This window comes from Hahnella aquatica (SeqCode) (assembly GCF_965194505.1).
Taxonomy (GTDB): Bacteria; Pseudomonadota; Gammaproteobacteria; order Burkholderiales; family Burkholderiaceae_A; genus Hahnella; species Hahnella aquatica.
Genome location: NZ_OZ239144.1, coordinates 1,071,272 through 1,096,133, shown reverse-complemented (window position 1 = coordinate 1,096,133; position 24,862 = coordinate 1,071,272). Strand labels below are relative to the sequence as shown.

At 63.1% G+C, this 24,862-nt stretch carries 23 protein-coding genes; 19 read left to right on the top strand and 4 right to left on the bottom strand.

All coding sequences use genetic code 11. The features are described 5' to 3' along the window. Genes AC8GDA_RS05640 through moeA form a run of 3 tightly spaced genes read left to right on the top strand, consistent with a single transcriptional unit; the run spans position 1 to position 3,565 of the window. Positions 1-1,617, top strand: a complete 1,617-nt coding sequence (locus AC8GDA_RS05640) for an ABC-F family ATPase (RefSeq protein WP_506555563.1) — start codon at positions 1-3, stop codon at positions 1,615-1,617. Then, the gene (gene mobA / locus AC8GDA_RS05635) at positions 1,614-2,240 is read left to right on the top strand and encodes a molybdenum cofactor guanylyltransferase MobA (RefSeq protein WP_506555562.1); all 627 of its coding nucleotides are present in this window, start codon (positions 1,614-1,616) and stop codon (positions 2,238-2,240) included. Before AC8GDA_RS05640 ends, mobA begins: the two co-directional genes overlap by 4 nt. Positions 2,241-2,263: 23 nt before the next feature. Continuing rightward, positions 2,264-3,565 carry a molybdopterin molybdotransferase MoeA gene (gene moeA, locus AC8GDA_RS05630; protein ID WP_506557204.1) on the top strand — a complete coding sequence of 434 codons (1,302 nt, stop codon included), beginning with the start codon at positions 2,264-2,266 and terminating at the stop codon, positions 3,563-3,565. On the opposite strand, the gene AC8GDA_RS05625 is transcribed toward moeA, so the two are convergent. Together AC8GDA_RS05625 and AC8GDA_RS05620 are read right to left on the bottom strand one after the other, a co-directional pair. Next, on the bottom strand, positions 3,562-4,200 hold the full coding sequence (locus AC8GDA_RS05625) for an ATP-binding cassette domain-containing protein (RefSeq protein WP_506555561.1): 639 nt from the start codon (positions 4,198-4,200) through the stop codon (positions 3,562-3,564). The genes moeA and AC8GDA_RS05625 overlap by 4 nt on opposite strands. Then, on the bottom strand, positions 4,197-4,892 hold the full coding sequence (locus tag AC8GDA_RS05620; protein ID WP_506555560.1) for an ABC transporter permease: 696 nt from the start codon (positions 4,890-4,892) through the stop codon (positions 4,197-4,199). Before AC8GDA_RS05620 ends, AC8GDA_RS05625 begins: the two co-directional genes overlap by 4 nt. 50 nt (positions 4,893-4,942) lie before the next feature. Between AC8GDA_RS05620 and AC8GDA_RS05615 the strand changes: the two genes are divergently transcribed. From AC8GDA_RS05615 to AC8GDA_RS05555, 13 genes are all read left to right on the top strand, one after another. After that, positions 4,943-6,049: a substrate-binding domain-containing protein gene (locus AC8GDA_RS05615; protein WP_506555559.1), complete on the top strand. Its 1,107-nt coding sequence runs from the start codon at positions 4,943-4,945 to the stop codon at positions 6,047-6,049. Between the two features lie 100 nt (positions 6,050-6,149). After that, positions 6,150-7,238: an iron-sulfur cluster carrier protein ApbC gene (apbC, locus tag AC8GDA_RS05610; protein WP_506555558.1), complete on the top strand. Its 1,089-nt coding sequence runs from the start codon at positions 6,150-6,152 to the stop codon at positions 7,236-7,238. Further along, positions 7,235-7,747: a DUF3305 domain-containing protein gene (locus tag AC8GDA_RS05605; RefSeq protein WP_506555557.1), complete on the top strand. Its 513-nt coding sequence runs from the start codon at positions 7,235-7,237 to the stop codon at positions 7,745-7,747. The genes apbC and AC8GDA_RS05605 overlap by 4 nt, the downstream gene beginning before the upstream one ends. Continuing rightward, on the top strand, positions 7,747-8,451 hold the full coding sequence (locus tag AC8GDA_RS05600) for a DUF3306 domain-containing protein (protein WP_506555556.1): 705 nt from the start codon (positions 7,747-7,749) through the stop codon (positions 8,449-8,451). The genes AC8GDA_RS05605 and AC8GDA_RS05600 overlap by 1 nt, the downstream gene beginning before the upstream one ends. Next, entirely contained in the window at positions 8,448-10,541 is a 2,094-nt protein-coding gene (locus tag AC8GDA_RS05595; RefSeq protein ID WP_506555555.1) for a 4Fe-4S binding protein, read from the top strand. The genes AC8GDA_RS05600 and AC8GDA_RS05595 overlap by 4 nt, the downstream gene beginning before the upstream one ends. Beyond that, positions 10,538-11,233 (top strand): TorD/DmsD family molecular chaperone, encoded by a 696-nt coding sequence (locus AC8GDA_RS05590; RefSeq protein WP_506555554.1) that lies wholly within the window; start codon positions 10,538-10,540, stop codon positions 11,231-11,233. Before AC8GDA_RS05595 ends, AC8GDA_RS05590 begins: the two co-directional genes overlap by 4 nt. A 77-nt stretch (positions 11,234-11,310) precedes the next feature. After that, positions 11,311-11,520 carry a formate dehydrogenase gene (locus AC8GDA_RS05585; RefSeq protein ID WP_506555553.1) on the top strand — a complete coding sequence of 70 codons (210 nt, stop codon included), beginning with the start codon at positions 11,311-11,313 and terminating at the stop codon, positions 11,518-11,520. A 24-nt stretch (positions 11,521-11,544) separates the two neighbouring features. Then, a complete protein-coding gene (locus AC8GDA_RS05580) occupies positions 11,545-14,523 on the top strand; it encodes a formate dehydrogenase subunit alpha (protein WP_506555552.1) in 2,979 nt (992 codons plus the stop codon). A 14-nt stretch (positions 14,524-14,537) separates the two neighbouring features. Further along, entirely contained in the window at positions 14,538-15,170 is a 633-nt protein-coding gene (gene fdh3B / locus AC8GDA_RS05575) for a formate dehydrogenase FDH3 subunit beta (protein WP_506555551.1), read from the top strand. 2 nt (positions 15,171-15,172) lie between these two features. Further along, complete coding sequence (locus AC8GDA_RS05570) at positions 15,173-15,409, top strand: hypothetical protein (RefSeq protein ID WP_506555550.1); 237 nt, start codon at positions 15,173-15,175, stop codon at positions 15,407-15,409. 5 nt (positions 15,410-15,414) lie between these two features. Continuing rightward, positions 15,415-16,458: a formate dehydrogenase subunit gamma gene (locus tag AC8GDA_RS05565; RefSeq protein WP_506555549.1), complete on the top strand. Its 1,044-nt coding sequence runs from the start codon at positions 15,415-15,417 to the stop codon at positions 16,456-16,458. A gap of 34 nt (positions 16,459-16,492) precedes the next feature. After that, entirely contained in the window at positions 16,493-16,741 is a 249-nt protein-coding gene (locus tag AC8GDA_RS05560) for a hypothetical protein (RefSeq protein ID WP_506555548.1), read from the top strand. 86 nt (positions 16,742-16,827) lie between these two features. Then, entirely contained in the window at positions 16,828-17,661 is an 834-nt protein-coding gene (locus AC8GDA_RS05555) for a formate dehydrogenase accessory sulfurtransferase FdhD (protein WP_506555547.1), read from the top strand. Here AC8GDA_RS05555 and serB read toward each other — a convergent pair. Continuing rightward, positions 17,608-18,510, bottom strand: a complete 903-nt coding sequence (gene serB, locus AC8GDA_RS05550; protein ID WP_506555546.1) for a phosphoserine phosphatase SerB — start codon at positions 18,508-18,510, stop codon at positions 17,608-17,610. The two genes, AC8GDA_RS05555 and serB, sit on opposite strands and share 54 nt — an antisense overlap. Next, positions 18,507-22,022 (bottom strand): transcription-repair coupling factor, encoded by a 3,516-nt coding sequence (mfd, locus tag AC8GDA_RS05545; protein ID WP_506555545.1) that lies wholly within the window; start codon positions 22,020-22,022, stop codon positions 18,507-18,509. Before mfd ends, serB begins: the two co-directional genes overlap by 4 nt. A gap of 17 nt (positions 22,023-22,039) precedes the next feature. Here mfd and ispF point away from each other — a divergent pair, with 17 nt between their 5' ends. From ispF to AC8GDA_RS05530, 3 genes are read left to right on the top strand one after another with little or no spacing between them, the layout of a single operon-like run. Next, on the top strand, positions 22,040-23,293 hold the full coding sequence (gene ispF, locus AC8GDA_RS05540) for a 2-C-methyl-D-erythritol 2,4-cyclodiphosphate synthase (protein WP_506555544.1): 1,254 nt from the start codon (positions 22,040-22,042) through the stop codon (positions 23,291-23,293). A gap of 13 nt (positions 23,294-23,306) precedes the next feature. Further along, on the top strand, positions 23,307-24,458 hold the full coding sequence (tsaB, locus tag AC8GDA_RS05535) for a tRNA (adenosine(37)-N6)-threonylcarbamoyltransferase complex dimerization subunit type 1 TsaB (protein ID WP_506555543.1): 1,152 nt from the start codon (positions 23,307-23,309) through the stop codon (positions 24,456-24,458). Then, on the top strand, positions 24,455-24,862 hold the full coding sequence (locus AC8GDA_RS05530) for a hypothetical protein (RefSeq protein WP_506555542.1): 408 nt from the start codon (positions 24,455-24,457) through the stop codon (positions 24,860-24,862). Before tsaB ends, AC8GDA_RS05530 begins: the two co-directional genes overlap by 4 nt.

The following is a 24,862-nucleotide window of genomic DNA, read 5'->3' as shown; positions in this document are numbered from 1 at the left end:
ATGTTGTCGACTGCAAACATCACCATGCAATTTGGGGCCAAGCCCCTGTTTGAAAATGTCTCCGTGAAATTCACCGGCGGCAATGTCTATGGCCTGATCGGTGCCAATGGCTGCGGGAAGTCCACCCTCATGAAAATTCTCGGAGCGGACCTGGAGCCGACCGCGGGCTCGGTGATTCATGAAGGCCAGATTCGGCTCGGAAAATTGCAGCAAGACCAGTTCGCGTTTGAAGATGTTCGTGTGCTCGATGTGGTCATGATGGGCCACCAGGAGATGTGGTCGGCCATGACCGAGCGCGACGCCATCTATGCCAACCCCGACGCGACCGACGACGACTACATGCGTGCGGCCGACCTCGAGGCCAAGTTTGCGGAGTACGACGGCTATACGGCCGAGGCCCGGGCCGGGGAATTGCTGCTGGGTGCGGGCATTGCCTCCGAGCAGCACCAGGGGCCCATGCGTGAGATCGCCCCCGGCTGGAAGCTGCGTGTGCTGCTGGCCCAGGCGCTCTTTAGCAACCCCGACATTCTCCTGCTCGATGAGCCCACCAACAACCTCGACATCGACACCATTCGCTGGCTCGAAGACCTGCTCAACGAGCGTCAGTCGACCATGATCATCATCTCCCACGACCGGCACTTCCTCAATGCGGTCTGCACGCACATGGCCGATGTCGATTACGGCGAGGTTCGCATCTATCCCGGCAACTACGACGACTACATGCTGGCCGCCACGGAATCCCGTGCGCGTCTCATGGCGGCCAATGCCAAGGGCAAGGAGCGGGTGTCTGAGCTGCAGGAGTTCGTGCGCCGTTTTGCCGCCAACAAGTCCAAGGCCAAGCAGGCGACCTCTCGTCGCAAGCTCATCGACAAGATTCAGTCCGACGCGGTGGAGGTCCGGCCCTCCTCACGGCAGAACCCCTTCATTCGGTTCGAGCAGACCAAGCAGCTGTATCGCCAGGCGGTTCATCTGCAGAGTGTGGTGAAGTCCTTCGATGGCCAGGCCGTGCTCAAGAAGGTCTCGCTCATGGTCGAGGCCGGGGAGAAGATCGCCATCATTGGTCCCAACGGTGCGGGCAAGTCCACCCTGGTCAAGGCCATGGTGGGACGGGCCCTCGGTGGATACGACATCGACGATGGCCTGGTGAAGTGGGCAGAAAACGCCCAGATTGGCTACATGGCGCAGGACGTCTACCCGGAGTTTGAGCTCCAGACCAGCCTTACGGAGTGGCTGCAGCGTTTCGCCCAGGAGGGGGACGACGACCAGGCCATTCGCTCTATTTTGGGCCGGCTGCTGTTCTCAGGTGATGAAGTCCACAAGCCTGTGCAGGTGCTCTCGGGTGGTGAGAAGCACCGCATGTCCTTCGGGCGCCTCATGCTCGAGCGCAGCAATGTGCTCATCATGGACGAGCCCACCAACCACCTCGACATGGAGTCCATTGAGTCGCTCCAGATGGCCCTTGAGAAGTACCAGGGCACCCTCTTTGTGGTCTCCCACGACCGCGAGTTTGTGAATGCGGTGGCCTCGCGCATCTGGGCCATGCGAGGCGATGGAACCGTGCACGACTTCAAGGGCAGTTACGATGAGTACCTTACCAGCCAGGGCATCGAGGCATGAGTCATACGGAACAGGTCACCGGCATCATCCTTGCGGGCGGCCGCGGCAGTCGCATGGGCGGGGTCGACAAGGGTCTGGAGCGTTTCCAGGGTCAGCCCTTGGCCTTTCGCGCCATGATGCGGCTCATCCCTCAAGTCTCCGAGGTGCTCATCAATGCGAATCGGAACATTGGGGTCTACGAGGGCTTCGGTGTCACGGTGCTGCCCGACCCGATCGATGGCTACCAGGGGCCGCTCGCCGGCATGCTCTCGGGCCTGCCCTACACGGAAACGGAATTCCTTCAGGCGATTCCGTGTGATGTGCCAAATTTCCCAACCGACCTCGTGGCAACGCTTCATGAAGGACTTGTGTCGTCGGGAATGCCGCTGGCCTACCCCGTCACCATCGAGGCCGATGGCACTCGGCAGCCGCATCCGGTCTTTCTGCTGATGCGGGCCGAGGTGCACGACAGCCTCCTGGTCTACCTGCAGCAGGGTGGCCGCAAGATCGATCGCTGGACGAGCGACCTCGGGGCGGCCGAGGTGGTCTTTCCAGATTCGGCGGCCTTCTTCAATGCCAACACGGTGGATGAACTCAGGGCCCTTGAGGCACCCGGGGCGCCTGGGGCACCTGGAACCCCCTAGGCGAGGAGCCCCACATGTCGGCCTTGGTGAATCTCGATCAGATCGTCTCCTGTGTCACGGGATACGATCCGGACGCCCTGCGGGTCGAGAAAGCCCTCGAGGTGATCGACGGCCTGTGTCGTGCGCAGCTGTCTGGCCGCGCGGTGGAGCGCGTCTCGGTGCGAGCTGCCTTGGGCCGAGTGCTGGCCGAAGACCTCATCTCACCCATCGATGTGCCGAGCCACGACAACGCCGCCATGGATGGCTACGCCTTTCACAGCCAGACCCTGGCCGACGGCGACACCATCTCGCTGCAGGTGGCCGGGGAGGCCTTTGCGGGCCGACTCTTCGAGGGCCGCTGTGCGGCCGGCCACTGCATTCGAATCATGACCGGTGCCGTCATGCCCGATGGCTGCGACACTGTTATTCCGCAGGAATTCACCGAGCGCGAGGGCGAGGCCATTCGCTTTCTTGCGCGGGCCGTGCGGCCGGGTGACAACCGTCGCCTGCGTGGCGAGGACCTGACGGCCGGCCGCCCCGCCCTTGCCGCTGGCCGCATCATCCGTCCTGCAGACCTCGGCCTGGCCGCCTCCTTGGGCTTTGCAGAACTCTCGGTCGCCCAACGCGTGCGGGTGGCATTTTTCTCCACCGGCGATGAACTGCGCTCGGTGGGCGAGCCCCTGGATGCCGGCTGCGTCTACGACAGCAATCGCTACACCCTCCACGGCATGCTGGCCCGCATGGGTGTGGAACTCATTGACATGGGAGTCATCCCGGATGAGCCCACCGCCCTGGAGCGCGCATTCAAGCAGGCGGCGTCGGCCGCCGATGCGATCGTGACCTCGGGCGGGGTCTCCGTGGGTGAGGCCGACTTCATCAAGGCCATGATGGCCAAGCTCGGCGATGTGACGTTCTGGCGCATTGCCATGCGCCCGGGCAGGCCCATGGCCTTTGGTCGCATCTGGTCGGGTGAACGGGTGGGCGAGGGCGACTCCGCCATTCTTTTTGGCCTGCCGGGCAACCCGGTGGCCGTGATGGTCACCTTCTACATTTTCGTTCGCCATGGCCTGCTGGCACTCATGGCCACCCGGGGGGAGGGCAGTCTTCCGGTGCTGGCCGAGGCCGCCGAAGAGATTCCCAAGAAGGCGGGCCGCACCGAGTACCGACGCGGCTTGCTCTCTTTGGATGATGCGGGGCGCGTGCGCGTTCGCACCACGGGCGGGCAGGGCTCCGGCATCCTTCGCTCCATGAGCGATGCAAACTGTTTGGTGGTGCTCGACCACGACACCAGCCTCACGAAGGTGGGCGATCTGGTGAAGGTGCTTCCCTTCGATGGGCTGGTCTAGCGAGGCTGCTGCTGGTCGGACACCACGTGTCCGCGCTCCAATTCAATGATGCGATCGGCCAGACGTCCCACCTGGTTCGACTGATGGCTGGTGAAGATCAGGTAGCGCGGGCTGGAGGCCACTTCTGCGAGGAACTCGCGCATGAGTGTCTCCACCAATTCGCAGGATGCCGCATCGAGGCTTGCCGTGGGCTCGTCGAGCAGCAGCACCTGGGGCGACACCATCAGGGCGCGGGCCATGGCCAGTCGCTGCCGTTGGCCGCCCGACAAGGTGGTGGCGAGCTGGTCCGCCTGTGCCGAGAGCCCCACCCGCTCTAACCAATTTTGAGCGGTGTCGTGTGCCTGTTGCCAGCCTTGGCCGGCAAACCATGCCGCCAATTGAAGGTTCCGACGCGCAGAGAGCCGAAGGGCGTCAGGCTGCTGGAAGACCATTCGAGTGCGGCCCGCTGCGGGCTGGGTCACACTGGACCCAGACTCGGGCAGCAGCCCGTGGATGGCACGCAGCAGCGTGGTCTTGCCACTGCCATTCGCACCCACCAGCGCATGAGCCCGGCCGGGCTCGAGGTCGAGCGTGGAGATGGAGAGAATCTCTTGGCCCTCGCGGGTCACACAGAGGTTGCGAATTTGAATGGTCATGTGGCGCGGGGCCGGCGCACCCAGGCCAGCATCATGTTCAAAACGAGTACCGTAGCAAGCAGCACAATGCCCAGGCCTATGGCCAGGGGGAGATCTCCCTTGCTGGTCTCCAAGGCAATGGCCGTGGTCATCACGCGGGTGAATCCATCGATGTTGCCGCCCACCATCATCACGGTTCCCACTTCGGCGATGGCCCGACCAAAGCAGGTGATGACCATCGTGACCAGCGCATGCCGCTCGTGCACGAGCAGCAGTGCAGGCCGCCAGAAGGCGTTGGCCCCCATCGATCGCAGGCTCTCGCCCAGGCGATGGTCACCATCCTCAATGGTCTGGCGAGTCATGGTGGCGGCCAAGGGGAAGACAAGAATGGTCTGTGCAAAGACCATCGCGGGCACGGTGTAGAGCCAGCCTAGAAAGCCCAGCGGCCCCGATCGCGAGAGCAGAAGGTAGGCAATGAGCCCCACCACCACGGCGGGGATGGCCACGTAGGTGTTGAGCAAGAGCAGCACTGCACCACGGCCTCGAAACCGGTGGCTGCCCAGCCAGGCCCCGAAGGCGGCTCCCGCCGCGCAGGCCAAGAGGGTGGCCAATAGACTCACCTGAAGGGATCGGCCAACAATGCTCAACAGGGTGGCGTCGGCCGAGCCGATCAAACCGGCTGCGACCCAGATGCTTTCGACAAGGCTGTTCATGGGTCCGCGTATCCTAGAGGGCTCTGCAGCATTTGGCGATATAAACAATCGTGCATAAGGACAATTCCCGGAGCGTCCATCGCGTGGCGCTCTCCTACAGCCTTTCGCCCACAGCGCCAAGCGGCGACCTGGTCATTCATCCCTTGATGGAAATGCTCGATGCGGTGGAGCGTCGGGGGTCGATCTCCGCGGCTGCGCGAACCCTGGGTTTGTCCTACCGGCATGTCTGGGGTGAACTCAAGCGCTGGGAGGAGTCCTTCGATCGCCTGCTCATTGTCTGGGAGAAGGGCCAACGGGCTCAGCTCACCGCCTTTGGACACAAGCTGCTCTGGGCGGAGCGTCAGGCCCAGTCGCGGCTCTCGCCGCAGATTCATCAGTTGCGTTCAGACCTCGAGCGGGCCTTTGCAGTGGCCTTCGATGACAAGGCACAACTGCTCGGCGTCGTGGCCAGTCACGACGAAGCCTTGGCGGTCTGCCGAGAGGTCCTGGCAGCCGATGGCCTGCATTTGGACATTCGGTTTTCTGGAAGCCTCGACGCCATTGCGGCGTTGCAAGAGGGGCGTGCCTTGGTGGCCGGCTTTCACCTCCCGCTTCCAAGGCCAGACCTCGCCGGGGTCTTGGATCGGCTGCGGCAGTCCATGGCCGAGGCTGCGGATGGTCTACAGGCGAGGGTGGTTCCATTTGCCATCCGGACCCAAGGCCTTCTGGTGGAGCGAGGCAACCCCCTTCGACTGCGCTCGCTGCACGACCTGCTCGACGGCAGTGTCCGGTTCGTGAATCGGGCCCCTGGTGCAGGAACGCGGGCCTTCATGGATGCATGGCTTGAGGAGGTCGGTGCAAGTCCATCGCAGATTCGTGGATGGCGTCAGGAGGAGCCCTCTCATGCGGCGGTGGCGCAGGCCATTCGAGCAGGGGATGGCGATGCCGGCCTCGGGCTTGAGGCCGTGGCCGAGTCACGGGGTCTGGGCTTTGTGCCCTTGTTCGAGGAGGTCTACTCGCTTGCCTACAAGACAGCCAACGAGCAACAACCGGCCTTGCAGGCCCTGCTGTCTGGGCTTGGCCGGGCGGGATGGACTCAGACATTGGGGGGGTGTCTGGGCTATCGCGTGCCCGAGGCGCGGGCCATCGAGGATTTCCCAGGTTTGCTCAGGGGGTAATCCGGAGGACCATGGTTTACCCGGGTCGGCGCGGCGGCGTTTGGCCATCCCCGGGCTTTAAACTTGGGGCTGGGCTGTCCAAAACAAAAAAGGGGGTGTTGTGGGCCTGACGACGGACGCAGTACGCGCTGCTTTGCAAGGTGTTTTGGTGTCAGAAATGGGCCAAGACTTGGTGTCTGCTGGCCTGGTGAAATCCCTGAAGGTGGACGGCGAGGATGTCGACCTTGAGCTGGTGGTGACCTTTCCCGCCAAGAGCCGGCTCGATGCCATCCGAAAGTCTGCCATCGCGGCAGTGCGGTCTGTGCCCGGTGTGGGCAATGCCAGTGTCTCCATCCGCCAGGAGATCCAGGCGCATGCCGTTCAGCGCGGTCTCAAGAGAATTCCGTCGGTCAAGAACATGATCGCCGTCGCCTCGGGCAAGGGTGGTGTGGGGAAGTCCACGACCACGGTGAACCTGGCCTTGGCCCTGGCCGCCGAGGGGGCCACGGTGGGTGTGCTCGATGCAGACATCTACGGCCCCAGCATCCCCACCATGCTCGGCATCGTGGGGCGGCCGGAATCGGTTGATGGCCAGACCATCGAGCCCATGATGGGCCATGGCCTACAGTGCAATTCCATTGGGTTTCTCATCGACAAGGACCAGGCCATGGTCTGGCGTGGACCCATGGTCACGCAGGCGCTCGACCAACTCCTGCGCCAGACCACATGGAAAGATTTGGATTACCTTCTCATCGACATGCCGCCTGGCACGGGTGACATCCACCTCACCCTCGCCCAGAATGTGCCCATCACGGGTGCGGTGATCGTCACCACACCGCAAGAGGTGGCCCTGATGGACGCGCGCAAGGGCCTCAAGATGTTTGAGAAGGTGTCGGTGCCCGTCATTGGCATCGTGGAAAACATGAGCCTCTATGTCTGCCCCCAGTGCGGGCATGCAGAGCATATTTTTGGCTCGGGTGGTGGCGGTCTCATGGCCGAGGACTACAGCGTTCCGCTGCTGGGCAGCCTGCCCCTGAACCTCTCGATTCGCGAACAATCGGATGCTGGTCGTCCCACCCTCGTGGCCGACCCGGACGGCGCCATTGCGGGCCTCTACAAAGAGATCGCCCGCAAGGTGGCCGTGTCCGTCTCGAGGATCGGCAAAGACATGAGCAGCAAGTTCCCCACCATCGTGGTGCAGAACACATGATGAGCACGTCTTCGTCGTCGGCCCGGCCCATGCGCTGGGCCAGAGCAACCGTCTCAAAGGTGTTGCAGACCAGTCGTTGGGAGCCTTTTCGCTGGGAACTGACCGAGGCCGTCTGGTGCCCAGAGTGGGTGGCAGATGCAGAGGCCGCCTTCCCCAACGCGCTGTCTGCGGATGGTGCCCATGTGAGTCGCATCATGCCGGTGGAGTTGTTTCCGGATGAAGGCGAGGGCTACTACTTGAACTGCTCGCTGGCGCAGCCGGCCTGGTTTGTGCACTGGAGGCTGGACCGCGAGATGGTGGATCCCATTCCGGAGATTCGTCGAATCACCCTCAGTTACAACGAGGCCGGCCGCCTCATGGATGCACAAGAGTTGGTCGAGAGCCACCCCATCGACCTCGACACCGCCCACTGGCTGACCGACTTTCTCGCCCAGCATTACCAGCCTGAGCCCAAGAAGCGTGCTCGGCCAGCATCCTTCAAGAGCCCCAAGGATCGGTTGGAGGTCTAGTGGCAGACGGCTTTCTCTCGCGCTGGTCACGCGCCAAAACCATCGATCGCTCGATCCGGGAACAAGGGGAGGCTCGCGGGCCCTCCACGGGCGAGGCCAATGATCAGGCTGAGCCTCGTGTAACCGAGCCGATTGCGCCGACGCCGTTGGATCAGTCCAACAAGCCCAGCTCGACCCCGGGTTCAGACCAGGCGTTGCAGCCACAGCAGCCTGCGCCCTCGATGGAAGACGCCAAGGCGTTGTCGGTGGGTGATGATGTCAACCGGTTTATGGGGACCAATGTGGCCGCTGAGGTTCGCAGCATGGCCTTGCGCAAGCTCTTTGCAATGCCTCACTACAACGTGCGTAGCGACATGGATGTCTATTGGGAGGACTACTCCAACATGCCCAAGCTCACGGCGGCGGAGGTGGCGAACCTCCAGCAGTCGGAGTCTTTGTCACTTTTTGAGGATCCACCATGGCGCAAGGAAATGCTCCAGGAGGAGGCCGACAAGCTTTTGGCCGATGCTGCTGCAGGCGTCGATCAAGACGTCTCCCAGCAGGCTTCCGCTCCGGAGGAGCGTCCACAGGAGAGTCTTGTGTCACATGATCAGATGCACCATGACGGGGTCGAATCCAGGGACGAAGGGGTGTCTTCGTTGGTGAGTACAGCCCGTCCTGACGAAACTCAGAAGCCGGGGCAAGAGGGGGAGGCTGTCTCATGACCACCTGCCTGGTCTGCTCCTGCAATCGCACCATGAAGCTCGATGCCGCCACGATCGGGCATCCCATCCACACGGGCCTGTGCCGACACGAGGTCAATACGTATCTTGATGCACTCGGGGGCAGCGAAGACCTGGTGGTGGCCTGCACCCAGGAGGCGCCCTTGTTCGAGGGCCTTGCTGCCGAACGCTCACCGGCACCTGCGGTGGCCGTTCGATTCGTGAACATTCGTGAGATGGCAGGCTGGACCGCGAAGTCTGCCGAGGCGCAGCCCAAGGTCAAGGCGCTCTTGGCCATTGCAAGCCTGCCGGCGCCGGATGCGGTGCCCGCAGTCACCTATCGGAGTGCGGGCCGTCTTTGCTTGGTGGGGCCGGCCTCGGTCGTTCTGCCCTTGGCCGAGCAACTGGTTGCGAACTTTCCGGATACCGTCACACCGACTGCCATCCTCACCGAAGTGGACTGTCCATTGCCGGTCGATCGCAGCCTTCCCATCTTTTCGGCCGCGTCGGTCTCGATGACTGGCCACTTGGGCTCGTTCAAGGCACGTTGGCAACAGGTCAACCCCATCGACCTCGATCTCTGTGTGCGCTGTGGCGCCTGTGTGGCCGCATGCCCCGAGGGCGCCATCGACGACCGCTTCCAGGTGGATCTCAACCGTTGCAAGTCGAGCAGAGACTGTGTGAAGGCCTGCGAGTCGATTGGTGCGATTTCCTTCGATCGTATGGGTTCGCAGGCGCGCGAGGATGAGTTTGATCTTGTTTTGGATTGCTCAGCCTCTCCCATCTTCCCCCAATCCGATGGGCCGATGGGCTACCGCCATGTGGGTGGCGCAAGCCCGGAGGATCGTTGGGCGGGCCTGATGTCGTTGGCCCAGCTGGTCGGTGAGTTTGAGAAGCCGAAATTCTTCAAGTACGACGAGCGGCTTTGCGCGCACGGGAGAAACGGAAAGATTGGATGTCGCGCCTGTGTGGATGTGTGTTCCACGGTGGCCATCTCCTCGCACTTCACAGATGGCAAGGGCCGAGTGGAGGTCAATCCCAACCTCTGCCTGGGCTGCGGTGCCTGCACCACCGTCTGTCCGTCGGGGGCGATGCGCTTTGCAACGCCGGATGCCGATGTGGTGGCGCGCAGGCTTCGACTGGGTCTCTCCGTCATGCAAGAGGCTGGCGCCACGGCACGATCCGTTCTGTTCTTCGGTGGTCGAGACCACGGCGAGGCGATTGATCAACTGGAGGCCATTGGCCGGCGGGCCATGTTCGGGCGTGGCCCGGGCATTCCGACGCACATGCTGCCACTCGAGGTTCACCATGCAGCCAGCATTGGGCTGGAGGTCTGGCTTGCCGCGATTGCCTATGGGGCCCAGTCGGTGTCAATCCTGCTCACGGGCCAGGAGGCTGCTGCATACCAGGAGGCGTTGGCCGAGCAGGTCTCAATGGCCAACGCCGTGCTCGCGGGGCTCGACCTTGGGGGTGACCGAGTGCGACTCTTCGTGGGTTCCAAGGCGGACCCCGCGGGGCTCGAGGGGTTCCTGAACCAAGCCCTGGCGCCCAGTGCGATCAAACGCGCGGGAACCTTCGCCATCGGCGCGGACAAGCGAACCGCGCTGGAGACGGTGATGGACCACCTCATCCGCGAGGGTGTGCGCCAGAAGTCACTCGCCTTTCCGATTGCGCTGCCCGCTGGATCACCGATGGGTGGCCTGGTGGTGGACAACGAGCGCTGCACCCTCTGCATGTCATGCGTGGGCGCCTGCCCCGAGCAGGCCTTGAAGGATGGCAGCGGGGAGCCACTGCTCTTGCTCATTGAGAAGAACTGTGTGCAGTGTGGCCTGTGCGTGGAGACCTGCCCGGAGGCTGCGATTGCGCTGGCACCCCGCATCTCTGAACTGGCGAAGCGGCGCGAGCCCAGCGAACTGAATCGGGCAGAGCCGTTCTGCTGCATCCGTTGCGGAAAGCCATTTGCAACCAAGCAAGGCCTGGCCGTGATGCTGCAGCGAATTGGTGGGCATCCCGCCTTTGCAGGCGAGAAGGCCAAGCGTTTGGAAATGTGTGGCGATTGCAGGGTGGTGGACATGGTGGAGAAAGAGGCATGACCGACTTTCAGAAGATCAACCTGGTGGCGCCGAGCGCCGCCCTCGACCATGGTCAGTCTGAGGAAGACCTGGCCCGAGCGGACACCTACGGCCTCATTGCAGAGCTCTTTGCGGCGCCGCCCTCCGATGTTTTTTTCAGCCGCATGGCGGCCTCCCCAAAGCCCGACCCCGCCGATGATGCGCCCCTCACCGTGGCCTGGCGTGGCCTGCTGTCGGTGGCCATTGAGCAGGCGCCCGTGGCATCGCGCGCCGAATACGACGCCTTGTTCTACAGCGTCGGAAAGCCAGAGATCATGCTCAACGGGTCCTTCTACATGGCCGGTGCGCAGAATCGTGCGCCATTGGTGGAACTTCGATCCGACCTTGCGTTGCTCGGCATCGAGCGAGACCCAAGTTCCTCTGAAACAGAGGACCACCTCTCGGGCCTCTGCGAGGTGATGCGCTACCTGGTGGCGGGCGATTGGGAGCCCGATTCGAGTGGGCGAAGCCTCCTGGAGCAGCAGCAGGTGTTCTTTCAGAAGCACCTTGGGGGCTGGGCCTTCGATTGCCTGGATCAGCTGGAGCGGCATCCCAAGTCATTGTTTTATGCGGCGGTGGCGCAGTTTGCCCGCTGCTTTTTCGAGATTGAGCGTCAGGCCTTCGACATTTTCGGGGCGACGCAGGCGGCGGCACAGGGTCTTCCCGAAGTTTAGGGTTTCCCCTATAAACCGTCTCGCATAGGAGGCATATCCTCTTGACAAGTAAAACCAACACTCTGGAGGTCGGGATCATGAAAACCGTTGAAAACCGTCGCAAGGTGCTTTTTGGAATTGGTGGGGTGGTGGCTGCATCCGCCGCAGCGGTCGTGGCCCAGTCCACCTCGTCGCCAGAAGTCACATCTGCCGCTGCAGCGACTGCAGCCCAGACTGACGAAGGCGGGAACAAGGGCTACCAGCTCACCGAGCATGTCAAGCGTTACTACCAGACCACCCTGGTCTAGTTCACGAATCTGAGGGAGACCACCATGACCATACTTCGCAAAAAGACTGCACTGCCCCCGGGTTCCAGGGCCAGTGGCTTTGTTTCGAGCCTCTCGCGTGCGCTCGATCACCGCATGCCAACCCTCGACCGTCGGGCCTTCCTGAAGCGCTCGGGTGTGGGCGTTGGTGTGGGCATCGCTGCTGGTCAACTCAGCTTTGTTCGCAAGGCAGAGGCCTCGCCAGAAGCGGTTCGCAGCCAAGACGGCAAGGGCAAGATCGAGGTCAAGCGCACGATCTGCTCACACTGCTCCGTGGGCTGCGCGATCGATGCGGTGGTCGAGAATGGTGTCTGGACTCGCCATGAGCCCGTGTTTGATTCCCCCATCAACCTGGGTGCCCACTGTGCGAAGGGTGCGGCCATCAAGGAGCACGGCGAGGGCGGTCACCGCCTGCGTTACCCCATGAAACTGGTCGATGGCCAGTACAAGCGCATCAGCTGGGATGAAGCCCTCGAGGGCGTCACCAAGAAGATGAAGGCCATCATGAAGGCCAGTGGCCCCGATTCCTTGTTCGTGGTCGGCTCCTCCAAGTACAACAACGAACAGGCCTACTTGCTGCGCAAGTTCATGGCCTTCTTGGGCACGAACAACACCGACCACCAGGCCCGCATTTGCCACTCCACCACGGTGGCCGGTGTGGCCAACACATGGGGCTACGGCGCCATGACCAACAGCTACAACGACATGCGCAATTCGAAGGCAGCGTTGTACATCGGTTCGAATGCCGCAGAGGCGCATCCGGTTTCCATGCTCCACCTGCTTGCCGCCAAAGAGCAAAACGGCTGCAAGGTCATCGTTGTTGACCCGCGCTTCACCCGCACCGCGGCCAAGGCAGACCAGTACATCCGTATGCGGTCGGGCGCTGATGTGGCCTTCCTGTTCGGCGTCTTGCATCACATCTTCAAGAATGGCTGGGAGGACAAGAAGTACATCAACGACCGTGTCTACGGCATGGATGCCGTTCGCAAGGAAGTCATGGAGCAGTGGACCCCAGCACGTGTGACCGAGGTATCCGGCGTGTCCGAGGCCGAAGTGTTCCAGGCCGCCAAGACCATGGCCATGAACCGCCCCAGCACCATCGTCTGGTGCATGGGCCAGACCCAGCATACGATTGGCCACGCCATGGTGCGTGCCTCCTGCATCCTGCAGCTCGCGCTGGGCAACATCGGTGTGTCCGGTGGTGGTGCCAACATCTTCCGCGGCCACTGCAACGTGCAGGGTGCCACCGACGTCGGCCCGAACCCAGATTCCCTGCCAGGCTATTACGGCCTGGCGGAAGGCTCCTGGAAGCATTACGCAGCGGTCTGGGATGTGCCCTTCGAGGACATTCAAAAACGATTTGCGCCGGGCATGATGTCCAAGAGCGGCACCACGGTCTCCCGTTGGGTCGATGCAGTGCTTGAGAAGCCCGAGAACATGGACCAGCCCACCTCTGTTAAAGGACTGTTCATGTGGGGCCATGCGCCAAACTCCCAGACCCGCGGTCTGGACATGAAGAAGGCCATGGACGCCCTCGATCTCCTCGTGGTGGTCGACCCCTACCCCACGGCCACGGCCGCCATGGCAGCGCACCCCGTTGAAGGCGCGAAGGTCAACCCGAACCGCGAGGTCTACCTGCTCCCGTCGACAACCCAGTTCGAGTGCGCTGGCTCCATCACGGCGTCGAACCGCTCGATCCAGTGGCGCGAGAAGGTCATCGACCCCCTCTTCGAATCGATGCCCGACCACGTGATCATGCAGGCTTTGGCTGATCGCCTCGGCTTTGGCAAGGAACTCTCGAAAAACTTCAAGATGCTGCAGTCGAAGTTTGCGGGCAAGACCTGGGCCGAGCCCGAGGTGGAATCCATCCTGCGCGAGATCAACCGTGCTGTGTGGACGATCGGCTACACGGGCCAGACGCCTGAGCGTCTGAAGGCGCACATGCGCAACATGCACCTCTTCGACGTGAAGACCCTTCGTGCGAAAGCCGGAAAAGATAAGGAAACCGGCTACGACCTCGCTGGTGATTACTTCGGTCTGCCATGGCCGTGTTATGGCAATGCGAAGATCAAGCACCCGGGTTCGCCGAATCTCTACATGACGTCTCGCCATGTCATGGACGGTGGTGGCAACTTCCGTGCGAACTTTGGTGTGGAGAAGGATGGCGAGAACCTGCTGGCGGAAGCCGGCTCGCACAGCCGTGGTGCCGACATCAAAGAGGGATATCCCGCGTTTGACCATGTGCTGCTCAAGAAACTCGGCTGGTGGGATGAACTCACGGCCGAAGAAAAAGAGCTGGCAGAAGGCAAGAACTGGGTGACCGACCTGTCGGGAGGGATTCAGCGGGTTGCCATGAAGCATGGCTGCCACCCATTCGGCAATGCGAAGGCCCGCGCGGTGGTCTGGAACTTCCCGGATCCCGTGCCAAAGCATCGGGAGCCGTTGTACTCCAACCGTGCGGATCTCGTGGCCAAGTACCCCACCTACGACGACCTCAAGACCCACTGGCGTCTGCCAACCCTCTACAAGTCGGTTCAGGACAAGGCTGTTGCCGACAAGGCCCACGAGCGCTTCCCGCTGGTGATGACCTCTGGTCGTCTGGTGGAGTACGAGGGCGGCGGTGAGGAGACCCGCTCAAACCGCTGGCTTGCCGAGCTTCAGCAGGACAACTTTGTGGAGATCAACCCGCGTGCGGCATCGGCGCGAGGCATCCGCAACGGTGAGTACGTCTGGGTGAAGTCTCCTACCGGGGCGCAGATCAAGGTCAAGGCCATGGTCACGGATCGCGTAGGGCCAGACACGGTCTTCATCCCGTTCCACTTCTCTGGCTGGTGGCAGGGCAAAGACATGCTCAAGGCGTATCCCGAGGGTGCAGCCCCGATCGTGCGCGGTGAGGCTGTCAACACGGCCACCACCTACGGCTACGACGCGGTCACCATGATGCAAGAAACCAAAACCACGATCTGTCAGGTCGTCAAGGCCTAAGGGGAGCGATCAAAATGGCACAAATGAAATTCATCTGCGACACGGAGCGCTGCATCGAGTGCAACGGCTGTGTCACCGCCTGTAAGGCCGAGCATGACGTGCCCTGGGGCGTGAACCGCCGACGTGTCGTCACCATCAACGATGGCGTGGCCGGTGCGGAGAAGTCGATCTCGGTGGCCTGTATGCACTGCGCGGATGCGCCTTGCATGGCGGTCTGCCCCGTCAACTGCTTCTACAAGACAAACGAAGGCGTGGTCCTCCACGACAAGGACGTCTGCATAGGCTGCGGTTACTGCTCTTACGCCTGCCCCTTCGGTGCACCGCAGTTTCCGTCCGATGCGGCCTTTGCCATGCGTGGAAAGATGGATAAGTGCACCTTCTGTGCCGGTGGCCCAGAGAAGAACGGCACCAAGGCCGAGTACGACAAGTACGGTCGTAACCGCCTGGCCGAGGGCAAGCTGCCCGCCTGCGCAGAAATGTGTTCCACCAAGGCGCTGCTTGCTGGCGATGGCGACACCATCGCCGACATCTTCCGCAGTCGGGTCACGGTTCGTCAGACCAATGGCAAGGCGGCTGGTGCAGAGCTCTTCGGGTGGGGCACGGCCTACGGCAAGAAGCCGGCCGCGCAGCCCGAGAAGCGGAGCTGATCATGAGACAGGGTCGTTTGTGGATCATGGTCGGTGCGGTGTCGTTGTTGTCGGCCTGCGGACAGGCCCAGGACGCGATGACGTCCTCTGGTCCGAAGCCCGATCAGAAGCCGTACGTCGAGGCTGACAACAGCTACTCCGAGAAGAACTTTTCGTCGGGTGATGCTGCAAGCTGGCAGAAGGCCATCAAGGAGCGCGCCCAAAGCCAAAACGACTATGTAAGGTCACAGCCGCTATGAACCTGATGCCCAGTCGCCTACGCCAGGGCCTGTGTGCGCTATTGCTTGGCCTGTCGGCCACGGCATTGGCGCAGCAGGCACCCGCACCGCAGCCCGGCAGTCTTCCGGGCATTCAGTCTCAAAATGTCCTAGAGCTCAAGCCAGCGGCTGCAGAGCAGATTCAGGCAGACTCAGCCCAGCCGGCCAACAACAGTCCGGTCTGGCGAGAGGTCAACCGTGATGTCGAGCATTACAGCTCGATCAAGACGCCCGAGGCTGGTGTTCTGATTCAGTCTGGCGGCAATGACTGGCGTCTCTTTCGCAATGGCATCATCACCGTCTTCGGGGGATGGATTCTCGCCATCGCGATTGCGGCTGTTGGGCTGATGTACGTCTTGAAGGGCACGATCCGCCTGCACGACGGTGCATCGGGAAGGATGATCCTTCGGTTTACGGCGATGGAGCGTTACGCGCACTGGGCCATGGCGATCACCTTCGTCATTCTCGCGGTCACTGGCATCATTCTGCTCTGGGGCAAGTACTTCTTGTTGCCCATCTTGGGAGGAGACGCCTACGGACCTCTCGCCTGGCTCCTGAAGAACGTGCACAACATCGTGGGGCCCATCTTCACGATCAGTGTGGTGGTCTTCTTCGTCCTCTACGTGAAGGACAACATCCCCACGGCGCAAGACTTCAAGTGGCTTGTGAGCGGCGGCAAGGGGTCGAGTCATCGTTTCAACGGCGGTGAGAAGCTCTGGTTCTGGTTTGGCGTGACGGTATTGGGCCTCGTGGTCTCCGCCTCAGGCTGGGTGCTGAACTCGATCATCCCGGGCGTCGACTACTTCTCGCGTGCAGACATGCAATTGGCCAATATCGTCCACGGGGTGTCGTCTATTCTCTTCATGGCCATGTCGGTCGGTCACATTTACATCGGCTCCATTGGCATGGAGGGAGCGCTGCAGGGCATGAAGACGGGCTATGTCGACGAGAACTGGGGCAAGGAGCACCACGACCTCTGGTACAACGATGTCAAGCAGGGTGGTGATCATCGCGGTCGTCTCTCGACCTAGCCCACAAACAACAATCGTCTGCAAGGAGACAACGATGAAAAAATGGCTTGTCGGGATGAGTCTGATGGCGTTGGCGGGTTCTGGATTTGCCGCGCTTCCGCCCCCATCTGAAGAGGCTGCAAAAGCCGCTGCGTTGAAGAAGGCGCAGGCGGACCATGGCACGAAGGTGGGTGCGTATAAGAATTGCCTCGTGCAGAACAAGGTGGCTGCCAAGTACAAGAAGCCTGGCACGGAGGCTGCCGCTGCTTGTGCCGATCCGGGCCCGTTCAAGCCGCCTGCTTAAAGGTCGCCGGCATCAGGGCGGTTTGTCCTTCAAAATGGCGGGTGATGCACCCGCCATTTTTCATTTGAGGCTCTACAGTTCATTCCATGTCGACCCCATCTGCCTTGCCCGCGCTCACCGATGCAGCTGTGCCACTGGTCTCCCCAGTCACGGTGATTGATGAGCAGGGTCGCGAGAAAGAAATTTTCATCCCAGGCGAACGGCCCCTGACGGTGTATGTAGACAAGCAGGAGTTGGTCACCCTCATGACGCTGGGCGGTGCGCCCGAGGCGCTCGTGCTGGGCTACCTGAAGAACCAGCGCTTTGTGCAGGCTCTCGATGAGATTGTGTCCATCCAGGTCGACTGGGAGGTGGGTGCTGCATCCGTGGTCACGCGCAGCGGCATCAAGGCACTCAAGGAGCGCCAAGAGAAGCGCACGGTCACCACGGGCTGTGGCCAGGGCACAATTTTCGGTGACATTCTCACCGACCTCGACCGTGTCACCCTGAACCCGCAGGCTCGGCTTGATCAGCGCACCCTGGTGGCGGTGGTCGACCGTGTTCGACAGCACCGATCCGTCTACAAGCAGGCGGGCTCCGTGCATGGCTGTGCACTTTTTCGTGGCCCCGAGATGCTTATGTTCATCGAGGATGTCGGTCGGCACAATGCAGTCGATGCCATTGCCGGCCGCATGTGGCTCGAAGGCCTCGAGGGCGATGAACTCATCTTCTACACCACCGGGCGCCTCACCTCGGAGATGGTCATCAAGGGCGCCCAGATGGGCATTCCGTTTCTGCTGTCGCGCTCGGGTGTCACCCAGATGGGCCTGGACATGGCCCGCCGCGTGAATCTCAGTCTGTTTGGCCGGTGTTCAGGCGAACACTTTCTAATTTACAGCGGGGCGGAGCGGTTCATTCCAGCCCAGCAGCAGGCTGTCTAGCCCGCCATGGGAGATGGCCCGCATGGCCTGTTGACGCACTGCAGGCTTGGCATGGTAGGCCACGCTCAGGCCCGCCACCGACATCATGGGCAGGTCATTGGAGCCATCGCCCATGGCAATCACTTGGCTGCTGGGGCAGCCCAGTCGCTTGCAGAGTTCCAGCACGCTGGCCTGTTTGGCCTGGCCGTCGATGAGTGGGCCTGTGAGTCGCCCCGTCAGGCGCCCATCCTTCGCCTCCAACACATTGGAGCGCACGAGGTCGATGCCGAGTTGCTCGGCCACGAAGTCTGTGAAGTGGGTGAAGCCACCCGAGACGAGCAGGGTGGTGAGGCCCGCTGCCTTGGCCTCGGCCACGAGTCTTACTGCCCCGGGGTTGAAGCGCAGTCGATCCTGAATGACGCTGTTCACGGCATCGACAGACAGCCCTCCCAGAAGGGCCACCCGCTGCCGAAGGCTTTCTGCATAGTCCGCAATCTCTCCGCGCATGGCCGCCTCGGTGATGGCTGCCACTGCAGCCTTCTGGCCACAGTAGTCTGCAAGCTCATCGATGCACTCGATGTTGATCATGGTCGAGTCCATGTCCATGGCCAGCACCCGAAAGTCTGACAAGGTCTGGCCCTCAGGAATCCAGGCCCAGTCGACCTGCTGGCGCCCCGCCAATGATGCAGCAGCCTGCGTGGCCTCCTCCGTGGCCAACACGGTGGACTCGAATCGGCAGGCGCCTCCCCGCAGGCCGACGGCCTTGGCGCGGAGCACCTGCGACACCTGCTCGATAAGACCCGTCGGCAGTTGACCAGAGCAGCCGTTGTCGGTGAGGCCCGGGGTGATGGTGAAGTGGCGGGGGATCATCGTTTGGTCTCGACGGGACAGAGCAGGGTCAGGGCCTCACGGATGTGCACCATGCGGTGGGTGAGGTCGTCGGACGCCGCGCTCATGCGGATGCGGTCGGGGCCCGCGAGTTTGAAGCGCGGATCGCGCTGGAGAATGGTGATCACGCGGGCTGGGTCCACCGAGGCCTCGGGCCGAAACTGCAGGCTGATGTGCTCATGGCTTGCATCGAGCTTGCGGATGCCCAGGGTCTGCGCCCGCAGCCGTAGCCGATGGGTTTCCATCAGCGCACGTGTGGCGTCTGGGAGGCGCCCAAAGCGGTCGATGAGCTCCTCCTGAAGGTCGTCGAGTTCGTCATTGGTGGCGGCGCTCGCCAGGCGCTTGTAGAGGCTCAGCCGTTCATGGATGTCGCCACAGTAGTCTGCAGGCAGGAGTGCGGGCAGGTGCAGATTGATCTCGATGGTGGCCTTCAGTGGTGCATCCATGTCGGGCTCTCGGCCCGCCTTCAAGGCCGAGACCGCCTCGGTGAGCATGTCGTTGTAGAGCTGAAAGCCGACCTCGGTCATGTCGCCCGACTGGTTGTCCCCCAAGACCTCGCCGGCGCCTCGGATCTCCATGTCGTGCATGGCGAGGAAGAAGCCGCTGCCGAGTTCTTCCATGGACTGAATGGCATCCAGGCGCTTGGCCGCATCCTTTGTCACGGTCTGTTCATCGGGCACCATCAGGTAGGCATAGGCCTGGTGGTGGGAGCGGCCCACCCGGCCCCGAAGCTGATGCAGCTGCGCAAGACCAAAGCGGTCTGCACGGTAGATGACCATGGTGTTGGCCGTGGGCACATTGATGCCCGTCTCGATGATGGTCGTGCACAGCAGGACATTGATCCGTTGCTGGTGGAAATCGCGCATCACGCGCTCGAGGTCGCGCTCATCCATCTGCCCATGGGCCACGCCGAAGCGGGCCTCCGGCACCAGGTCCTGCAGGGCCTCGAGCCGGTGCTGCATGGTGTTGACCTCATTGTGCAAGACATAGGCCTGGCCGCCCCGTTTGAGTTCGCGCAAGAGCGCCTCGCGCACCGTGGAGGGCGACTCACGGCGCACGAAGGTCTTGATCGAGAGCCGCTTCTGCGGGGCTGTGGCAATGATGGAGAAGTCTCGAATGCCCTCCAGGCTCATGGCCAGGGTTCGGGGGATGGGCGTGGCCGTGAGGGTGAGCACGTCCACCTCGGCCCGCAGGTTCTTCAAGGCCTCCTTCTGGCGAACGCCAAAGCGGTGCTCTTCATCGATGATCACCAGGCCCAGGCGATTGAACTGGGTCTGGGCCGAGAGAATCTTGTGGGTGCCAATCACAATGTCCACCTGGCCGGAGGCCATGCCGCCCAGGGCCTGCGCAATCTCCTTCGCACTCCTGAACCGCGAGAGCTCGGCCAGCCGAACCGGCCAGCTGGAGAACCGGTCTTGAAAGGTCTGCATGTGCTGCTCGGCCAGCAGCGTGGTGGGGCAGAGCACGGCCACCTGGCGTCCATCCATGACCGCAATGAAGGCCGCCCGAAGGGCCACCTCGGTCTTGCCAAAGCCCACGTCACCGCAGACCAGGCGGTCCATGGGCTTGTCTCGCACCATGTCCTGCACCACGGCATGAATGGCGGCGAGCTGGTCAGGGGTCTCTTCGAATCCGAAGCCGTCTGCAAAGCGCTCGTAGTCGGAGGGCTCGAAGCGGAACGAATGGCCCACGCGGGCAGCCCGTCGGGCATAGAGGTTCAGTAGCTCGGCGGCGGTGTCGCGCACATGCTTGGCTGCCTTGGCGCGGGCCTTGTCCCATTGGCCGCTGCCCAGGCTGTGCAGTGGCGCCTGGTCTGGGTCGGCGCCGCTGTAGCGGCCGATGAGATGCAACTGCGAGACCGGCACAAAGAGGCTGCTGCCGCCGGCATAGGCCAGGTGAAGGCATTCGGTCTCGCCCTCGCCGAGGTCCAGGTGCTGAAGCCCTTGGTAGCGGCCAATGCCGTGCTGCAGGTGAACCACCGGGTCGCCGGTCTTGAGCTCGGAGAGGTCGCGGATGATGGCGTCGACGTTGGTCTGTTTGTCTTGCTTGCCATGGCGCTTTCGCCGCTCCATGTCCGCGAAGAGCTCGGATTCGGTGAGCACGGTGAGCCCGAGCCATGGGGCCACAAACCCCACCTGGATGGGGCTCACGCCCGTGAGCACAGAAGCATCTTCCGGCTGGCGTGCGCAGAGCGTGGGCCAGTCGGCCACGGTCTGAGTGGCCACCGATTCCCGCTCCAGGTACTGGGCGAGTGTCTCGAGGCGGCCGGGGGTTTCAGCCACCAGCGCGATCCGTTCGCCGGCCTCTGCGCTGGCCTCGAGCAGCGAGGTCAGCCGAGTGAGCGGCGCATCGGCCCGCCGGTCTGCACGGATGTCGGGCGCCGGCAAGGTGAGCGATTCGCTGGGATCCCGGTGCAGGCTGATGCGGCCCCATCGGCCCATCTGCGCAAAGAGTTCATCGGGCGCCATGTAGAGTGCGCTCGGCGGCAGCACCGGCCGCTCGATGTCATGGCGCAAGAACTCATACCGGGTGTGCAGATCTCGAGTGGCCTCCTGGAGTGCGGGGTCGGCCTCGCCCAATAGGGCAATCTGCGCCTGGGGATGCAGGTAATCGAGCAGGCTCACCAGTGGCTCATCAAAGAGCAGGGGAAGGTAGTACTCGATGCCGGCACCGAAGACCCCGTTGGCCGCGTCTCGATACAGGCTGCAGCGGGAGGGGTCGCCCTCGAAGGTTTCACGCCATCGGGCGCGCAGTCGCATGGCCGAGGCTTCATCCCTTGGGTACTCACGCCCCGGCAGCAGACGAATCTCTTGGACGGGATGGATGGTGCGCTGGCTGTCGGGGTCGAAGACCCGAACGGAGTCGACCTGGTCATCGAGCAGCTCGATGCGGTAGGGCAGGCTGCTGCCCATGGGGTAGAGGTCCACGAGGCCACCACGCAGGGCGTACTCACCGGGGGAGACCACCTGACTCACCGCGTTGTAACCAGCTGTGCGCAGCTGCTCTCGCAGGCGATCCAGGCTGATGGTCTGGCCAGGCTTGATAAAGAAGGTGTTGGCGGCGAGAAAGGCGGGCGGGGCCACGCGCTGCAGCAGGGTGGGTGCGGCGACCACAAGGAGATCGAGGCTGCCCTGAAGGGCCTCATAGAGCGTGAGCAGTCGGTTGGAGAGCAGGTCTTGGTGGGGGGAGAAGGCCTCGTAGGCCAGGGTCTCCCAGTCGGAGAAGTGCGAGACACGTCGCCCGGGGTGAAAGTAGGGAATCTCGGCCGCAAGCCTCGCGGCCGTCTGGGCATCGGGTGCCACCAGCAGCCCACCGGCACCGGCCACCCGCGCATCGGCCGCTGGAAACTCTGAGAGCCAGCCCGCGAGCAGCAGGCTGTCGGCAGAGCCGTGGGGGCGGGGCAGGGCGATGGACTGGCCGGGCTTGGGCTGGGCCTGGCCATAGAGCGCAAGCGGCGATAAAAGCGCCAGTTGCGCCTGAGCAGAGGTCGTCATCTGTTAATTTTAGAGGGATGCGCGATCCCCTTCCCGTTTCGACCACGGATGCCCGCCTGGCCCAATGGGTCCGGCAGCGTGCTGCGTCTTGTGTGGGGGCCGCCGCGCGGGTTTGGACGATACTTCCTGCAGCGGGCCAGGGCCTTCGTGCGGGGGCCGGCCTGCCCAAGCAGTATCGCGCCGTTGGGGGCAGGCCCATGCTCCTGCGCAGCATCGAGGCCTTGATGCCGCTTGAGCAGCGCCACGACTTCGCCGGCCATCTGGTGGTGCTTGCACCGACCGACACGCATTGGTCAACGCTCGATGTTGCGTTGCCCGCCTGCATGGCCTGTGCCGTGGGGGGTGAGACACGGGCGCAGTCGGTTCGAGCCGGCCTGCAGGTGCTGCACGAGGCCTTGGGGGTGGGTGTGCTGGAGGACTGGGTGCTGGTGCATGATGCAGCCCGGCCGTGGCTCGCGAAAGACGATTTGAATCGGCTGGTGGACACGGTGTTGTCGGAGGGGCGCGGTGGGCTGCTGGCCATGCCAGTGCCCGACACGGTCAAGCGGACGCTACCCAATGGCAATGCCGTGCCGGCGGTGGAACAGACCATCCCACGCGAAGGGCTCTGGCTTGCACAGACGCCGCAGATGTTTCGGGTGGGTGAGCTTCTGCAGGCGCTCGATGCCCATCCACAGGCCACCGATGAGGCCAGCGCCATGGAGGCCGCTGGTGTCTCTCCGCTCTTGATTCAAGGCAGCCCCCACAATCGCAAAATGACCTTCACAGAGGATTTTCAATCCATGACCAGCCGACTCGATCTTCCGCGTGTGGGCCAAGGCTTTGATGTGCATGCCCTCGTGGCCGGCCGGCCCCTTATTTTGGGTGGCGTGACCATTCCACACGACAAGGGCCTGCTGGGCCATTCGGATGCCGATGTGCTGCTGCACGCCATTGCAGATGCGGCCCTGGGTGCGGCCTGTCTGGGCGACATCGGCCGGCACTTTCCGGACACCGATGCCGCCTACGCCGGTGCAGACAGCCGCGTCCTGCTGCGCGAGGTGGTTCGCCGAATCGGGGAGGAGGGCTTTGTGGTGGCGCAGGTCGATGCCACCGTGGTGGCGCAGGCGCCCAAGCTTGCGCCCCATGTGCCCAACATGGTGGCCAACATCCGCGCGGACACGGGCGCGCCCTGGGTCAATGTGAAGGCGACCACCACGGAGCACCTGGGCTTTGCGGGCCGCCAAGAGGGGATTGCAGCGCAGGCCGTGGTGATACTCACCACCAAATGACCATCGCATTCGAATGACTGCGTGGAACTGGCCCCTGCTGGCCTTCGACTCCTCGGGCCCGGTGGCCAGCGTGGTGCTGGCCACATCGCCAGGGCAGTGGCATGCAAGGCAGACCCCCGCGGGCCAGGCCCAGGCCTCACAGCTGCTGCCCATGGCCGAGGCCGTGCTGCAAGAGGCTGGGCTGCGCTGGGCGGACCTCGGTGGCCTGGTCGTCTGCCATGGCCCTGGCTCCTTCACGGGCCTGCGCATGGCGGTGGGCCTGGCGCAGGGCCTGGGCTTCTCCCGTGGCCTGAAGATCCACCTGGTGAGTGCCTTCGAGGCCGTGGCCATGGCCGCCCTCGCATCATCGAATGGCAGTCAGACCCAGCAGCGCGATCAGCTCTTCGACATTCGATTCGATGCGCGGCTCGGTGAGGCTTTTCGCGGCGTGGTGCACTGGCGCGCCCACTTGCAGCAGCTCAGCCTGGTGGGAGACCCCCGCGTGGTGCCCGCCTTGGAGGCGGGACTCTCGGGGGCCACGCTGCTCGCGCAGGATGCGCACCCCCAGGGCATGACCCTGGCTGCTCAGGTCATGAAGGTCGCTGAGCAACGGCTGGTGGCGGGTCCATCAGACCACCCTGCCACGGTGATGCCGGTGGCCGCCCAGCCGCTCTATGTGCGCGACCGTGTGGCGCAGACCTTGGCCGAGCGGGCGGTCTCGGCCAGCCTGGTGCTGGCCCCCATGCATCGCAACGACATCGCCTCGATCATGGTCATCGAGAAGCAGGCCTACAGCCACCCGTGGACATCCGGCAACTTTGAAGATTCTCTGGCCGCAGGCTATGAGGGGCTTAAGCTCGTGGAGCAGGGGGCCATGGTGGGCTATCTCGTCTGGATGCCCGTTGTGCAGGAGGCCCATCTGCTCAACTTCACCATTGCGCCGGCCCGTCAGTGTCGTGGGCTGGGCCAATGGATGCTGGATCAGTTGATGCGCGCCTTGACACAGCAGGGGTTTGAACGCCTGCTCCTGGAGGTCCGGCCGAGCAACCGCTCGGCAGTGCGGCTCTATCAGCGCAACGGATTCACTGAGGTTGGCACCCGGCGGGGCTATTACCCCGCAGAGTCTGGCCGCCGCGAGGACGCTGTCGTCTTTGCGCGCGCGCTGGTCGAGGTGAGCACTGCATGATCAGCAGCCGAGGCCTTGCGGTGTTGGGCTTGGATGTGCAATGGGTGCCCAGGGGTGCTGCGGCTGGACACGAGGCAGCGGCCCCCGCGATAAAAGAAGGGTCGGTGGCTCGCATTCACATCCGTGGGCCTTGGCCGAACCCTGGCCTGCGCCGACTGGTCGAGCACATGTTGAGCCTGGGCCTGGGAGACCACGGCCTTCCCCTTGAATGGGCCGCAGGTGAGTCGGGTGCCCAAGGCATTGAGATTGCCGTGGCCTTGGATGCCGATCAACGCCTGCATGCGGGCCTTCCCAATGCAGACCAGATTCTCTCGGCCCACGGCAAGCGAGCGGCCTGGTCGGCCTTGTGTGCCCTGCGCCGTGAGATGCGCGAGGCATTGGCCCGCCCGCCTCTACAATCCTGA

Excerpts from the sequence above, each read along its gene's own strand:
- AC8GDA_RS05555 (WP_506555547.1), top strand. The coding sequence starts at position 16,828 with ATGTCGACCCCATCTGCCTTGCCCGCGCTCACCGATGCAGCTGTGCCA.
- AC8GDA_RS05585 (WP_506555553.1), top strand. The coding sequence starts at position 11,311 with ATGAAAACCGTTGAAAACCGTCGCAAGGTGCTTTTTGGAATTGGTGGG.
- AC8GDA_RS05625 (WP_506555561.1), bottom strand. The coding sequence starts at position 4,200 with ATGACCATTCAAATTCGCAACCTCTGTGTGACCCGCGAGGGCCAAGAG.
- AC8GDA_RS05640 (WP_506555563.1), top strand. The coding sequence starts at position 1 with ATGTTGTCGACTGCAAACATCACCATGCAATTTGGGGCCAAGCCCCTG.
- AC8GDA_RS05580 (WP_506555552.1), top strand. The coding sequence starts at position 11,545 with ATGACCATACTTCGCAAAAAGACTGCACTGCCCCCGGGTTCCAGGGCC.
- AC8GDA_RS05590 (WP_506555554.1), top strand. The coding sequence starts at position 10,538 with ATGACCGACTTTCAGAAGATCAACCTGGTGGCGCCGAGCGCCGCCCTC.
- AC8GDA_RS05530 (WP_506555542.1), top strand. The coding sequence starts at position 24,455 with ATGATCAGCAGCCGAGGCCTTGCGGTGTTGGGCTTGGATGTGCAATGG.
- AC8GDA_RS05560 (WP_506555548.1), top strand. The coding sequence starts at position 16,493 with ATGAAAAAATGGCTTGTCGGGATGAGTCTGATGGCGTTGGCGGGTTCT.
- AC8GDA_RS05565 (WP_506555549.1), top strand. The coding sequence starts at position 15,415 with ATGCCCAGTCGCCTACGCCAGGGCCTGTGTGCGCTATTGCTTGGCCTG.
- serB (WP_506555546.1), bottom strand. The coding sequence starts at position 18,510 with ATGATCCCCCGCCACTTCACCATCACCCCGGGCCTCACCGACAACGGC.
- tsaB (WP_506555543.1), top strand. The coding sequence starts at position 23,307 with ATGACTGCGTGGAACTGGCCCCTGCTGGCCTTCGACTCCTCGGGCCCG.
- AC8GDA_RS05605 (WP_506555557.1), top strand. The coding sequence starts at position 7,235 with ATGATGAGCACGTCTTCGTCGTCGGCCCGGCCCATGCGCTGGGCCAGA.
- mobA (WP_506555562.1), top strand. The coding sequence starts at position 1,614 with ATGAGTCATACGGAACAGGTCACCGGCATCATCCTTGCGGGCGGCCGC.
- AC8GDA_RS05570 (WP_506555550.1), top strand. The coding sequence starts at position 15,173 with ATGAGACAGGGTCGTTTGTGGATCATGGTCGGTGCGGTGTCGTTGTTG.
- fdh3B (WP_506555551.1), top strand. The coding sequence starts at position 14,538 with ATGGCACAAATGAAATTCATCTGCGACACGGAGCGCTGCATCGAGTGC.
- AC8GDA_RS05595 (WP_506555555.1), top strand. The coding sequence starts at position 8,448 with ATGACCACCTGCCTGGTCTGCTCCTGCAATCGCACCATGAAGCTCGAT.
- AC8GDA_RS05620 (WP_506555560.1), bottom strand. The coding sequence starts at position 4,892 with ATGAACAGCCTTGTCGAAAGCATCTGGGTCGCAGCCGGTTTGATCGGC.
- mfd (WP_506555545.1), bottom strand. The coding sequence starts at position 22,022 with ATGACGACCTCTGCTCAGGCGCAACTGGCGCTTTTATCGCCGCTTGCG.
- ispF (WP_506555544.1), top strand. The coding sequence starts at position 22,040 with ATGCGCGATCCCCTTCCCGTTTCGACCACGGATGCCCGCCTGGCCCAA.